Origin of the sequence: Streptomyces sp. SID14478 (genome assembly GCF_010548525.1) — a bacterium.
Lineage (GTDB): Bacteria > Actinomycetota > Actinomycetes > Streptomycetales > Streptomycetaceae > Streptomyces.
This window is the reverse complement of the sequence record NZ_JAAGMG010000218.1, coordinates 1-13,438: the sequence shown is the minus strand read 5'-3', so window position 1 is coordinate 13,438 and position 13,438 is coordinate 1. Positions and strand designations below refer to the sequence as shown.

Annotated in this window: 14 protein-coding genes; 2 read left to right on the top strand and 12 right to left on the bottom strand. The window is 70.4% G+C overall.

Translation table 11 applies throughout. The features are described 5' to 3' along the window. The 6 genes from G3I40_RS08170 to G3I40_RS08145 form a co-directional block, all read right to left on the bottom strand. Positions 1-268 (bottom strand): glycoside hydrolase family 20 zincin-like fold domain-containing protein (locus tag G3I40_RS08170; protein WP_343244857.1); only part of this gene is annotated, 268 nt, incomplete at its 3' end. A gap of 1 nt (position 269) precedes the next feature. Beyond that, complete coding sequence (locus G3I40_RS08165; RefSeq protein WP_164301490.1) at positions 270-1,115, bottom strand: carbohydrate ABC transporter permease; 846 nt, start codon at positions 1,113-1,115, stop codon at positions 270-272. Then, the gene (locus G3I40_RS08160) at positions 1,112-2,005 is read right to left on the bottom strand and encodes a sugar ABC transporter permease (RefSeq protein ID WP_164301489.1); all 894 of its coding nucleotides are present in this window, start codon (positions 2,003-2,005) and stop codon (positions 1,112-1,114) included. The genes G3I40_RS08165 and G3I40_RS08160 overlap by 4 nt, the downstream gene beginning before the upstream one ends. Continuing rightward, positions 2,002-3,300: an extracellular solute-binding protein gene (locus G3I40_RS08155; protein WP_164301492.1), complete on the bottom strand. Its 1,299-nt coding sequence runs from the start codon at positions 3,298-3,300 to the stop codon at positions 2,002-2,004. Before G3I40_RS08155 ends, G3I40_RS08160 begins: the two co-directional genes overlap by 4 nt. Positions 3,301-3,522: 222 nt before the next feature. Then, positions 3,523-3,813, bottom strand: a complete 291-nt coding sequence (locus tag G3I40_RS08150; protein WP_164301488.1) for a DUF3039 domain-containing protein — start codon at positions 3,811-3,813, stop codon at positions 3,523-3,525. Positions 3,814-3,865: 52 nt separating this feature from the next. Further along, the gene (locus G3I40_RS08145; RefSeq protein WP_164301491.1) at positions 3,866-4,426 is read right to left on the bottom strand and encodes a YqgE/AlgH family protein; all 561 of its coding nucleotides are present in this window, start codon (positions 4,424-4,426) and stop codon (positions 3,866-3,868) included. A gap of 252 nt (positions 4,427-4,678) precedes the next feature. Between G3I40_RS08145 and murA the strand changes: the two genes are divergently transcribed. Together murA and G3I40_RS08135 are read left to right on the top strand one after the other, a co-directional pair. Continuing rightward, positions 4,679-6,019 carry a UDP-N-acetylglucosamine 1-carboxyvinyltransferase gene (gene murA / locus G3I40_RS08140; RefSeq protein WP_164301487.1) on the top strand — a complete coding sequence of 447 codons (1,341 nt, stop codon included), beginning with the start codon at positions 4,679-4,681 and terminating at the stop codon, positions 6,017-6,019. A gap of 93 nt (positions 6,020-6,112) precedes the next feature. After that, on the top strand, positions 6,113-6,745 hold the full coding sequence (locus G3I40_RS08135; protein WP_164301486.1) for an HAD family phosphatase: 633 nt from the start codon (positions 6,113-6,115) through the stop codon (positions 6,743-6,745). Between the two features lie 103 nt (positions 6,746-6,848). Here G3I40_RS08135 and G3I40_RS08130 read toward each other — a convergent pair whose 3' ends face one another. The 6 genes from G3I40_RS08130 to G3I40_RS08105 form a co-directional block, all read right to left on the bottom strand. Beyond that, positions 6,849-7,130, bottom strand: a complete 282-nt coding sequence (locus tag G3I40_RS08130; protein ID WP_016645140.1) for an HU family DNA-binding protein — start codon at positions 7,128-7,130, stop codon at positions 6,849-6,851. Positions 7,131-7,427: 297 nt separating this feature from the next. Further along, positions 7,428-8,861 carry an NAD-dependent malic enzyme gene (locus G3I40_RS08125; protein WP_164301485.1) on the bottom strand — a complete coding sequence of 478 codons (1,434 nt, stop codon included), beginning with the start codon at positions 8,859-8,861 and terminating at the stop codon, positions 7,428-7,430. Positions 8,862-9,195: 334 nt separating this feature from the next. Then, on the bottom strand, positions 9,196-11,583 hold the full coding sequence (locus G3I40_RS08120) for a UvrD-helicase domain-containing protein (RefSeq protein ID WP_203643661.1): 2,388 nt from the start codon (positions 11,581-11,583) through the stop codon (positions 9,196-9,198). A gap of 136 nt (positions 11,584-11,719) precedes the next feature. After that, on the bottom strand, positions 11,720-12,520 hold the full coding sequence (locus tag G3I40_RS08115; protein WP_164301483.1) for a zf-HC2 domain-containing protein: 801 nt from the start codon (positions 12,518-12,520) through the stop codon (positions 11,720-11,722). Further along, a complete protein-coding gene (locus G3I40_RS08110) occupies positions 12,517-13,092 on the bottom strand; it encodes a sigma-70 family RNA polymerase sigma factor (protein ID WP_164301482.1) in 576 nt (191 codons plus the stop codon). The genes G3I40_RS08115 and G3I40_RS08110 overlap by 4 nt, the downstream gene beginning before the upstream one ends. 115 nt (positions 13,093-13,207) lie before the next feature. Then, the coding region (locus G3I40_RS08105; protein ID WP_203643659.1) for a CGNR zinc finger domain-containing protein at positions 13,208-13,438 on the bottom strand (231 nt) is incomplete at its 5' end.

The window sequence follows — 13,438 nt, the reverse complement described above, 5'->3', positions numbered from 1 at the left end:
CGATGGCGACCCCGCCCTCGTCCACCCGCAGCCGGTACGCCTCGGCCGCGAGCGACGGGTCGAGCGACAGCCGTATGCCCGCGCCGTCGCCGGCCGGTGGCAGGGCGAGGCCGGTGACCGCGCCGAGCGTGGCCCGCAGCCAGCGCGCGGTGTCCTCGGTCCCCTCCCCCGCCGCGATGCCCGTACCGCTGTCGAACAGATAGGACCCGTCGCCGTCCCGCGTCAGTCGGCGGGGCGCCGGAAGGAGATCCAGAGGAACGTCAGACACTTCAGTCCTTAACCGCGCCGCCGAGCCCGGACACCAGGCGTCGCTGTACGAGTACGAAGAAGACCAATACCGGAATGGTCATCACCGTCGAGGCTGCCATGATTCCGCCCCAGTCGTTCTCGTCGGGTTTGAAGAAGACGAGCAGGGCCATCGGCAGCGTCGACTGGGACGTGTCGCTGATGATGAAGGACTTCGCGAACAGGAAGTCGTTCCAGGTGGAGATGAAGGAGAAGACGCTCGTCGCCACGAGGCCGGGGAAGACGAGCGGGAAGAGGATCTGCCACAAGAAGCGGGCCCGGCTCGCGCCGTCGAGATACGCCGCCTCCTCCAGCGCCTCGGGCACCGCTTTGACGAATCCGCGCAGCATCCAGATCGCGAACGGCAGCGAGAAGGCGAGGTGCGGCAGGATCAGCGAGCCGAGCGTATTGAGCTGCCCGAAGTCCCGCATGAGGAAGAACAGCGGAATGGTGAGCGCCTCGACCGGCACCATCTGCGCGACGAGGAACATGATGAGCAGCGTCGTGCGGAACCGGAAGCGAAAGCGCGTCACGGCGGTGGCCGCGAGGAAGGCGACCAGCGCGGACACGACCACCACGGTCCCGGCGACGATGACGCTGTTGAGGAAGTACCGGCCGAATTCCTGCTGTTGGAACACGCGGCGGAAGGAGTCGAGGGACGGGGAGAGGGTCCACGGCCGCGGCTGGGTCGACTCGATCTCACCGGCCGGTTTGAAGGCGCTGAGCACCATCCAGTAGAGCGGGAAGGCGACGACGAGCGCGATCAGCAGCGCGGACGCCTCCGCGGCGAGCCGCCAGGGCTTGCGGACGAGACGGTTCAGGCCACTCACAGTTCTCTCCCCTCCCTGCGCATCAGCCGCAGATAGACGAGCGTCACGGCGAGCAGGATCACGAGCATCACGACGCCGATCGCCGATCCGAGGCTGTACTCGCTGCCGGAGAAGGCCTTTTGGTACGCGTACACGTTGAGCACGAGGTTCTGTCCGGCGATCCCGCCGCCGCCCGTCATCACGTAGATCTGCGTGAAGACCTTGAAGTCCCAGATGATCGACTGGATGGTGACGACGACGAGGATCGGCCGCAGCATCGGCGCCATGACCGAACGCCAGGTCCGCCACTGCGAGGCCCCGTCCAGCGAGGCCGCTTCGAGCACCTCACCGGGGATCGACCGGATGCCCGCGTACACGGTGACCATCACGAACGGGAAGGAGCACCACACCACTTCGAGCAGGACGAGCGCGAAGGCGCTGTACCTTCCGTACGTCCACGAGAAGTCGCCGAGTCCGAGCACCTTGTTCACCGGCCCGAAGTCCGGGTCGAAGAGGAAGACCCAGACGGTGGACCCGGTGATCGCCGGGGTGGCCCAGGCGCCGAGCGCGGCCAGCATGAGCGCGAGGCGCGGGACGGCCCGTACGCGGGTGAGCAGCACGGCGAGCGCGCAGCCCACGAGGAGCGTCGAGACGACGCAGGCCCCCGCGAACAGCACGGTGGCGAGCAGCACCTGCCAGAACTGGCTGTCGGAGAACAGGTGTTGATAGTTCCCGAATCCCTGGAAGGTGGTCGGTGCGCCGCCGCTGACCTGGGCCTGGGTGTACTCCAGGAAGGAGATCAGGCCGAGCTGGTAGATCGGGTAGACGAGCAGCCCGGCGAGCAGGACGAGGGCGGGGGCCAGGTACAGCCAGGGCGTCCACCGCGCGCCGCCCCGCAGCGTCGAGCTCACCCGGCGGCCCCGAAGGCGTCGTCCATCTTCTTCGCCGCGTCGCCGGAGGCCGCCTCGACGTCCTTACGGCCGCTGACGATCTCCTGGAACATGGTCGGCAGGACGAGCGAGGAGTCGATCTTCGCCCAGGCGGGCGAGGCGGGCACGAACTTGGCGCCGGCGCCGAGGGTCCGCACGAAGGGCGCGACGAACGGCTCCTTCTTCGCGACCTCGTCGCGCACGTCGGTGTAGGTCGGCAGGAAGCCCATCTTGTCGAAGAGGGCCCGCTGGGAGCTCTTCGACGCGAGCTGCTTCATCAGGTCCACCGCGAGGGTGCGGTGCGAGGTGCTCTTCAGTACGCCGATGTTGTTGCCGCCGGCGAACGCGGGCGCGATGTCGCCGACCCGCACGCCGGGCAGCGGCACGACGGCGTACTTCCCCTTCACCTTGCCGGCCTCGACGGCCTGGTGGCTGAAGTCGCCGCCGATGGCCATGGCGGCCTTGCCGGAGGCGAAGGCGGTGACGGTGTCGTTGCCGCCCATGGCGGCGCACTTGGCGGCGGGACAGTTGGCGCCGCCGAAGAGCGAGGTGTACGCCTTGATGCCCTTCTGTGCGGCGGGGCTGTCGATGGCGGAGACGTACGACGCGCCCTTCTCCTCGGCGAGTTCACCGCCGTTGGCCCAGATGAACGGCATCGCGCCGTACGTGTACGCGCCGCCGACGGCGAGCCCGTACAGGTCGGGCCGCTTCTGGTGGATCTCCTTTGCGGCGGCGGCGAGTTGGGCCTGCGTCTTCGGTACGGCGACGCCCAACTCCTTGAACACGTCGGTCCGGTAGTAGAGGGCGCGGACGCCGACGAAGTAGGGGGCGCCGTAGATCTTCCCGTCGACCGTCACCGACTCCTTGGCGGTCGGGTCGGTGTCCTTGGCCTCGTCCCAGGCGCCGAACTCCTTGGTCACATCGGCGAGTCCGCCGTCCTTCACGTACCCGGCGGTGTCGGTGTTGCCGTACTCGATGACGTCGGGTGCGCTCTTCGGGTCGTTGAAGGCGGCCTTGATCTTCTCGGCGCGGGTCTCGACGGGGATGTACTCGACCTGGACCTTCGCGCCGTCGTGCGCTCTTTGGAAGTCGCCGATCGCGGTGTCGACGAGCTGCTGCTTGGGGGTGTTGTTGACCTCCTGGAACAGCCACACGCGCAGGGTGCCGCTCTTGTCGTCCTTGGCGGCGCCGCTGTTGTCGGAGGTGCCGGGGGCGCAGGCGGTGGCCGCGAGAACAAGTGCCGTCAAGGGGACGGCAGTTCGTACAGAGAGCTTCACAGGGAGCTTCATCGGAAACGCCTCCGAAGTGTCGTTGCAACATACGCAATGGTTGTTTCGCTGTGCACAACAGGACGGAGGCTAGAAGGACTGGACCACTGAGCGCAATGGTTTACGAGAAGGCAAAGACACGGGGGCGGCGAAGAGGGCAACACAAAGGCCCCCGGCGCGCGTCACCGCACACCAGGGGCCCTTGACGGCCTCACACAGCAGAGGGCAGGACTACTTCTTGCCGCCGTCCTTGCCCTTGTCCCCGTCGCCACCGGCGCCCATGGACTCGTAGATCTCCTTGCACATGGGACACACGGGATACTTCTTCGGGTCACGGCCCGGCACCCAGACCTTGCCGCAGAGCGCGACGACGGGGGTGCCGTCCAGAGCGCTCGCCATGATCTTGTCCTTCTGGACATAGTGGGCGAAGCGCTCGTGATCGCCGTCGCCGTGCGACGTCTGCGGCGTCGGCTCTACCAGGGTCCCCGTACCTGTCCCGCGCTCGGGCTCAAGAGTGCTCATAAGGGCCAAGGGTACTGAAGGCCGCCCCCAGGACGAAGAGCCGCCGCCGGCGTCAGTTGAGCGAGGGATCGTCCGGATACGTCGCCACCATCGCGAGTTCGCCGCGCTGACGCCGCAGCACCGCGCGCCACAGCCCCTCGGGCCGGGTCGCGGAGACGTCGCCGGGCTCCGACTCGACGACGTACCAGGCGCCCTCCGTCAGCTCGTTCTCCAGCTGGCCCGGGCCCCAGCCCGAGTACCCGGCGAAGATCCGCAGGGAGCCGAGCGCCGCCGCGAGCAGTTCCGGCGGCGCCTCCAGGTCGACGAGGCCGATCGCCCCGTGGACGCGGCGCCAGCCGAGGGGGCCCTCCTCGCCGGGGATGACGGCGATGCCCAGCGCCGAGTCCAGCGAGACCGGGCCGCCCTGGAAGACGACGCCCGGCTCACCGGCGAGATCGCCCCAGCCCTCCAGGATGTCGCCGACGTCCACCGGGGTCGGCCGGTTCAGGACCACACCGAGCGAGCCCTCCTCGTCGTGGTCGAGGAGCAGCACGACCGCGCGGTCGAAATTCGGGTCCGCGAGGGCGGGTGTGGCCACGAGCAGTCGCCCTGTGAGCGAGGACACCTCGGTCATGGCAGACATGATCCCGCACATTCACGGTGCACGGGGAGGCAAGCGGGAGAACGGCATGAATGCAGCTCAGCGCGGAGCGAAGCGGAACGGGGCGTACTGCGCCGCCCGTCACCCCATGTGCCCGACGCCCAACGGTTCGTGTTGTAGCGAACTCATGACGCTCCAGGGCGTCCTCGGGCTTACACAGCAGGGGGAGGGCGCCCTTACCCTTGTCCCTTGGCCCCCTGCCCATCTCATCGGAACGCGAGATTCATGACCGTCACCGACGATGTACTGCTTGTCCACGGCGGAACCCCGCTGGAGGGCGAGATCCGTGTCCGCGGCGCGAAGAACCTGGTGCCCAAGGCCATGGTCGCCGCACTGCTGGGCAGTGCTCCGAGCCGGCTGCGCAATGTCCCGGACATCCGCGACGTCCGTGTCGTACGCGGCCTGCTGCAGCTGCACGGTGTGACGGTCCGCCCCGGTGAGGAGCCGGGCGAGCTGGTGATGGACCCCTCGCACGTCGAGTCGGCGAACGTCGCGGACATCGACGCGCACGCCGGGTCCTCCCGCATCCCGATCCTGCTGTGCGGCCCGCTGCTGCACCGCCTCGGCCACGCGTTCATCCCGGGCCTCGGCGGCTGCGACATCGGCGGCCGGCCGATCGACTTCCACTTCGAGGTGCTGCGCCAGTTCGGCGCGACGATCGAGAAGCGCGAGGGCGGCCAGTACCTGGAGGCCCCGCAGCGGCTGCGCGGCACCAAGATCCAGCTGCCGTACCCGTCCGTGGGCGCCACCGAGCAGGTCCTGCTCACCGCCGTCCTCGCGGAGGGCGTGACGGAACTCTCGAACGCGGCCGTGGAGCCGGAGATCGAGGACCTGATCTGCGTCCTGCAGAAAATGGGCGCCATCATCGCGATGGACACCGACCGCACCATCCGCGTCACGGGCGTCGACAAGCTCGGCGGCTACACGCACCGCGCGCTCTCCGACCGTCTGGAGGCGGCCTCCTGGGCGTCCGCGGCGCTCGCCACCGAGGGCAACATCTACGTGCGCGGCGCCCAGCAGCGTTCGATGATGACGTTCCTCAACACGTACCGGAAGGTCGGCGGCGCCTTCGAGATCGACGACGAGGGCATCCGTTTCTGGCACCCCGGCGGCCAGTTGAAGTCCATCGCACTCGAAACGGACGTCCACCCGGGCTTCCAGACGGACTGGCAGCAGCCGCTCGTCGTGGCGCTGACGCAGGCCACGGGCCTGTCGATCGTGCACGAGACGGTCTACGAGTCGCGTCTCGGCTTCACCTCCGCGCTGAACCAGATGGGCGCGCACATCCAGCTCTACCGCGAGTGCCTGGGCGGCTCCGACTGCCGCTTCGGCCAGCGCAACTTCCTGCACTCCGCGGTCGTTTCCGGCCCGACCAAGCTGGAGGGCGCCGACCTGGTCATCCCCGACCTGCGCGGCGGCTTCTCGTACCTGATCGCGGCGCTCGCCGCCCAGGGCACGTCGCGGGTGCACGGCATCGACCTGATCAACCGCGGCTACGAGAACTTCATGGAGAAGCTCGTCGAACTCGGCGCGAAGGTCGAGCTTCCGGGCAAGGCCCTGGGCTAGCAACCGTTTCGATTACCTACGTTGATGGGGGCCGTCCGGACATCCGGGCGGCCCCCATCGGCGTACCGGCATCGACGTACAGCGAGAGACACCATGATCCAACTCACCCGCCCCGCCGCTGTCCTGACGGACATGGACGGCACGCTCGTCGACACCGAGCGGGCGTGGCTGGCCGTCGTGGGCCGGCTGCGGGAAGACACCTGCGGGCTCGACGCGTTCGCGGGGCTGACCATCCAGGACGCCGCGCGACGGCTCGTCGAGGAGGGGCGCCGGGCCCTGTCGTACGAGGACACCGCGGCGTGGCTTGACCGGGAGTTCAGCGCGTCCGTGGCCGCCGGTGTGCGGGTACAGCCGGGCGCCCTGCGCCTGTTGGACGGGGCGCGGGCGCTCGGCGTCCCTGTGGCGCTCGTGACGGCCTCTGAGCGGCACGTGGCGGAACTGGTGGTGAAGGCCCTCGGGGCGGACCGGTTCACGGCGCTCGTGACGAACGGCGACACGCCCCGCGGCAAGCCGCACCCGGACCCGTACCTGAGAGCGGCCCGGCTGCTCGGTGCGGCGCCGCAGGACTGCCTGGCGGTGGAGGACACCCCGACGGGCGCGGCGGCCGCGCTGGCCGCCGGATGCGCGCTGCTCGCGGTGCCGTCCGTGCCCGGGATCACACCTGGCCCGCGTACGACGGTCGTGGCCTCTCTGGCCGAGGTCACGCTGGGGCGTGGGCCGCGCTGACGTCTCGTGGCGGCCCGACGGCCGGTGGGGGCTCTCCTGCCCCTGAACGGCGCGAGGGCGGCACCCGGAGAACCGGGTGCCGCCCTCAATGCGTAGCCGAAGGTTACTTGCCCTTGGCGGCTTCCTTGAGCTTCGAGCCCGCGGAGACCTTCACGCTGTAACCGGCCGGGATGTTGATCGGCTCGCCGGTCTGCGGGTTACGAGCGGTGCGAGCGGCACGGTGGGTGCGCTCGAAGGTCAGGAAGCCGGGGATGGTGACCTTCTCGTCGCCCTTGGCAACGATCTCGCCGACGGTCTCGGCGAACGCGGCCAGCACGGCGTCGGCGTCCTTGCGAGTCACCTCGGCGCGGTCGGCCAGCGCGGCCACCAGCTCACTGCGGTTCATGTTTGTACTCCCGTGTTCTTCTTGCCGTTGAGGCGTGCCACGCGGTCAAGCCGCATGTTGGGCAACAACGAAGCCGATGCTGCCAGGGTCTCGGTCAGGCCCAGGACCCGGGTCCGTCGTCCAGACCCTCGCGCCTGATGACGCATCCTGCCCCCACCAGCGGCGGTAAAGCCAATCCGGCACCCGTGGGTGTCACCGGAAAGGCGCCACCGCCTTGGGACGGGCGGGTCAGGGGGCCAGCTTCCCGGCCACCCTAGAGGGCCCGGCCGGGCCCCGCATTCCGCGACGCGCCGGGCCTCAGGCGGTCGTGGTCCCCGTCACAGCCGCTCCGGCGGCCTTCGCGGCGGTGCGCACGGCGTCGGCGACGGCGCCCGCGACCTTGTCGTTGAAGACGCTCGGAATGATGTAGTTCGGGTTGAGCTCGTCCTCGCTCACCACGTCGGCCAGGGCCGTGGCGGCGGCCAGCATCATCTCCGTGTTGACCGTGCGCGACTGGGCGTCGAGCAGGCCGCGGAAGACGCCGGGGAAGACCAGGACGTTGTTGATCTGGTTCGGGAAGTCGGAGCGGCCCGTGGCCACAACTGCCGCCGTCTGGCGGGCGATCGCGGGGTCGACCTCCGGGTCCGGGTTCGCGAGCGCGAACACGATGGCGCCCTCGGCCATGGCGGCCACGTCGTCGCCGTTCAGCACGTTCGGAGCGGAGACGCCGATGAAGACGTCCGCGCCGACCACGGCTTCCTTGAGGGTGCCCGTGAGGCCCTCGGGGTTGGTGTTGTCCGCGATCCAGCGCAGCGGCGAGTCGCTGTCGGCGTCCACGAGGTCCTCGCGGTCGGCGTGCACGACGCCGTGGATGTCGGCCACGACCGCGTTCTTGACGCCCGCGGCGAGGAGCAGCTTGAGGATCGCGGTGCCGGCCGCGCCCGCACCGGACATCACGACGCGGATGTCGCCCATCGCCTTGCCCGCCACGCGAAGTGCGTTCGTCAGCGCGGCGAGCACGACGATCGCGGTGCCGTGCTGGTCGTCGTGGAAGACGGGGATGTCGAGGGCCTCGCGCAGCCGGGCCTCGATCTCGAAGCAGCGCGGCGCGGAGATGTCCTCCAGGTTGATGCCCGCGAAGCCGGGGGCGATCGCCTTGACGATCTCGACGATGGCGTCGGTGTCCTGGGTGTCCAGGCAGATCGGCCAGGCGTCGATGTCGGCGAAGCGCTTGAAGAGGGCGGCCTTGCCCTCCATGACCGGCATGGCGGCCATCGGGCCGATGTTGCCGAGGCCGAGGACCGCGGAACCGTCCGTCACGACCGCAACCGTGTTGCGCTTGATCGTCAGGCGGCGGGCGTCCTCGGGGTTCTCCGCGATCGCCATGCAGACGCGGGCCACACCCGGCGTGTAGACCATGGAGAGGTCGTCACGGTTGCGGATGGGGTGCTTGGACTGCATCTCGATCTTGCCGCCGAGGTGCATCAGGAACGTACGGTCCGAGACCTTGCCGAGGGTGACGCCCTCGATGCCGCGCAGCTGCTCGACGATCTCGTCGGCGTGCGTCGTGGAGGTCGCCGCGATCGTGACGTCGATCCGCAGCTTCTCGTGGCCGGACGCCGTGACGTCGAGGCCGGTCACCGAGCCTCCGCGGGACTCGACGGCCGTGGTGATCTGGGAGACCGCGGTGCCGCTCGCGGGCACCTCCAACCGGACCGTGTTCGAGTAGGAGACGCTGGGCGCCGTTGCCATGGCCGACTTCCTCTGCTTTCACCGTGTAGCTGTTGCTGTCCGATGGTCGCACCTACCGCCGAGTACGTGGTAGCCGCACCGGATTTTGAACGTTACGTTCATCCAGCTTTTGGAAACTTGTTTCCACCATACGAGAACTCATGGGAAACAGAAAGAGGCTCACGTCACGGAGTGACGTGAGCCTCTTCTCTACGTTCATGACACCGACCCGCCATGCTCGCCTCGCGGCAAGTGGTCCCTCTAAGGGACGAAGGTTGGGCCCGGGGGCTTGGATCGGGCCGGTGCCGTCATCAACGGTAACACCGGCTGCTGCGGACACAAGGGCCCGTCGCGCTCAGTCGCGCAGCAGGTCCGGGATCCCCCTCGCGTCCGGGTCGTCCCGCTCGCCGGAGACGACCGTGAGCTGCTGCGTCGCCCGGGTCAGTGCCACGTACAGGACGCGCAGACCGGCCGGGGACTCGTCGGCGATCTCCGCCGGGGAGACCACGACCGTGGCGTCGTACTCCAGGCCCTTGGCCTCCAGCGAGCCGAGCGCGACCACCCGCTCACCGAGCCCGGTGAGCCAACGGGCCGCCTCCGCGCGGCGGTTCATGGCCACCACGACGCCGACCGTGCCGTCGACCCGGTCCAGCAGGCGCGCGGCCTCCTCGCGCACGGACGCGGCGAGCCGGTCGCGCCCCGATCCCCCGTCTCCCCCCTTCGTCGCCACGAAACGCGGCTCGACACCCGTGGAGCGGACGGCCGCCGGGGACTCGGCGCCCGGCATCGCCAGCGCCAGGACCCTGGCCGCGAGCTCCGCGATCTCGGACGGGTTGCGGTAGTTGACCGTGAGCGTGAAGCGGCGTCGCGGGCGGGAGCCGAGCGCCTCGTCGCGGGCCGCGGCCGCCTCGTCCGGGTCGGACCAGGACGACTGCGCCGGGTCACCGACCACCGTCCACGTGGCGTGCCGGCCGCGACGGCCGACCATCCGCCACTGCATGGGCGTGAGGTCCTGCGCCTCGTCGACGATGACGTGGGCGTACTCGGTACGTTCCTGGGCCAGCCGCTCGGCGCGCTCGTACTGGGTCTCCTCGCGCACGGGCATCAGCTCCTCCAGGCCCGTGAGCTGGTCGAGCGGGTCGTACTCGCGCTTCCTCCTCGGGCGGGCCGGGGCGCCCAGGACGGCGTTCAGCTCGTCGAGCAGGGCGACGTCATGCACCGAGAGGGCCTCGCGGCGCAGCGAGCGGGCGACCTTGCGGACCTCACCCGGGTTCAGGATGCGGCGGGCCCAGCGGCCCAGGCGCCTCTCGTCGGACATCGCGGACAGCACGGCGCGCGGCGTCAGCTCCGGCCACCAGGCGTCCAGGAAGCGCTGGAAGTCGTCCTCGCCGGTGATGTCGTCGTCGAAGGAGGAGCGCAGCTCGGCGGCGAGTTCGGGGTCGGTGTGCCGGCTCCCGGCGCCGGACTGCTCCCAGAGCGCGTCGAGCAGGAGCTTGCGGGCGCGCGGGCGCAGGTGGTTGACCGGGGCCGTGCCGCCGAGGACCGCGTGCCGGATGCGGCCGAGCCGGCCCGCGTCCAGCTCCAGCCTGCGGCCGAACGCGACGACGCGCAGCCGGTCGGTGGCGACCTGCGGCGCCCGGTCCTCGTCCGCACCGGAATCACCGGAGTCCCCGGCCTCGCCGAAGTCACCGAACGCGAGCTGTTCCGTGGCCGGGCGGGCCGGGGCCGCGCCCGACTCCAGGGCGCCGCGCGCCGCCTTGCGCAGCACCTTCAGCATCCGCGAGGAGCCCTTGACGCGGGCGACCGCCGGGGAGTCGTACTCGGTGGCCTCCGCGCCGTCGACGAGCGAGCCGACCGCGCGGATCGCGACCTGGCCCTCCTCGCCGAGCGAAGGCAGCACGCCCTCGGTGTACGCCACCAGCAGCGGCGTCGGCGAGACGATCAGGATGCCGCCCGCGTACCGGCGCCGGTCCTGGTAGAGGAGGTAGGCGGCGCGGTGCAGGGCCACCGCCGTCTTGCCCGTGCCCGGGCCGCCCTCCACGTACGTCACCGACGCGGCGGGGGCCCGGATGACCAGGTCCTGCTCGGCCTGGATCGAGGCCACGATGTCGCGCATCGAGTGGCTGCGGGCCTGCCCGAGCGCGGCCATCAGGGCGCCGTCGCCGACCGCGGGCAGCTCGGCGCCGTCCAGGTACGCGGTCAGCTCGGGACGCATCAGGTCGTCCTCGACGCCGAGCACCTTGCGGCCCTTGGAACGGATGACGCGGCGGCGCACGACGCGGCCCGGGTCGACCGGGGTCGAGCGGTAGAAGGGGGCGGCCGCGGGGGCCCGCCAGTCGATGACGAGCGGGGAGTAGTCCGCGTCCAGGACGCCGATGCGGCCGATGTGGAGCGTCTCCGCGATGTCGGCCGTGTTGTTCTCCCGGACCGCGCCCTCGGCGGGCTCGACCGCCGTGTACGCGCCGTCCGGGCCCTTCTTGCCGTCCTTGCCCGGCAGCAGGTCGATGCGGCCGAAGAGGAAGTCCTCGAACTCGTTGTTGAGGCGGTTGAGGTGGATGCCCGCGCGGAACACCTGGGCGTCCCGCTCGGCGAGCGCGCCGGGCGTGCCGACCTGCCCGCGCTTGGCGGCGTCGTCCATCAGGAACTCCGCCTCGTGGATCTTCTCTTCCAAGCGGCGGTACACGGCGTCGAGATGATCCTGTTCCACGCCGATCTCACGGGCGCGTACCGAGTCCGCACTCATGTTGTCCGAATTCACCGCTGATTCGTGCGGAGCCTGAGCGGCCACCGGGCCCCCTTCTGACGTGCTGGGCAGCCGTCAAAGGTACGCGAAAGGGGACCGGGGAGGCTACGTGCGCGGCGACCCGCTCAAGAAACGATCAGGCATTCACCTCGACCAGCCGCTTGCCGCCCAGGGTCTCCACCTCGAAACGGTCGATCTGGTTCCGGTCGAACGCGGCGCCGCCGTGCACGTACAGCGGGTACTTGGCGCTCCCGTGCGCGCTGTCCTTGATCCCGTAGCCCCACTTCGGGACGGCCCACGTGGTGACCGTCTCGCGCTCGCCGTTCTTGCCGACCGCGACGAGTGAGCACGTGAGCGGTCCCTTGACGTTCTTCAGTTCCAGGACCGTGTGGGTGCCCCAGGCCTTCTTCTCCATGCCGACCGTCGCGCTGACCTTCGTCGTCGCGTCGGTCGCCGACACCTTCTCCTGCATGTGGTGGAAGAAGGCGTCCTCGGCGGGGCTGGTGGGGTGCGGCTCGGCCACGGTGCCGCCGGAGCCGCCGTCGTCGGTGACCGCCATGACCGTCAGCGGGCCGCCGATGATCAGGGCAGCGGCGGCCGCCACCAGATACAGGCCGCGGCGCCGCTTGCCCGCGCGCCTGCGCGCGACCTCGTCGACCAGGGACTCGGCGAGCTTCGGGCCGGGCCGGGCGGCGAGCGACTCGCCGACCAGTGCGGCCGGGGCCGGCGGGGCGGCCGGCAGATCGGCGAGGGCGGCCAGCATCGGCTCCATCCCCGCGAACTCCTCCAGCTGGGCCGCGCACGCGTCGCACGTCGCCAAGTGGGCCTCGAACGCGCTCGCTTCGGCATCGTCGAGGATGCCGAGGGCGTAGGCGCCGACCGTCTCGTGCACGTCCCCCGCCGGGTCGCCGCCGTACGGCCCGTACGTCGATGTCATGCCGTCACCCCCCGCTCCTCCAACGCCAGCTTCATCGAGCGCAGCGCGTAGAACACGCGGGAGCGCACCGTTCCGCTGGGGATGCCGAGCGCCTCGGCCGCCTCATTGACCGTACGCCCCTTGAAGTACGTCTCGACCAGGACTTCCCGGTGGGCCGGGGTCAGGTCCTCCAGGGCATCGGAGAGTGTCATCAGCCACAGCGCCTTGTCGATCTCGTCCTCCGCGGGGATGACCTCCAGCGGCGACGCGTCGACCTCCTGTGGCCGGGCCTGCCGGCTGCGGTGGCCGTCGATGACGATCCGTCGGGCGACCGTCACCAGCCAGGGGCGTACCGAGCCGGTCGCCCGGTTGAGCTGACCGGCGTTCTTCCAGGCACGGATGAGCGTCTCCTGCACGACGTCCTCGGCGCGCTGCCGGTCCCCCGCCACCAGACGGAGCACATAGGCGAGCAGCGGCCGCGCGTGCTCCGCGTAGAGCGCGCGCATCAGCTCCTCGTCCGGCTCGGGGGGCCGGGACGCGCGATGTCGTGCCCGGGGCGGGCGTTCATCGGCCACGGCGGAATCCTTGCGCACGCCTACCTCCGGTGTCCCCGGTTCGACGATCCGGCCGACTCTTTTCGGCTGGGCTCACGGGAGGGATACGCAGACGGGCGCGCGGCCGTTCAACGGGAGTGCGGGCGATGCCGGTTCAGGCGCGCGCGAGGGCGGCCCGGCGCCGGTGCCTGGCCACCCGTTCCCGGTTGCCGCAGACCTCGCTGGAACACCAGCGGCGCCTGCGTCCGCGGGACGTGTCGAGGTAGATGATCGGGCAGTTGTCGCCCTCGCACTGGCGCAGGCAGCCGCGTACGGCGGGGTCGGTGAGCAGGGTGACGGCGTCCCGGGCGACGGCCGCGAGCAGGGCCGGGCAGCCGGGCGTCTC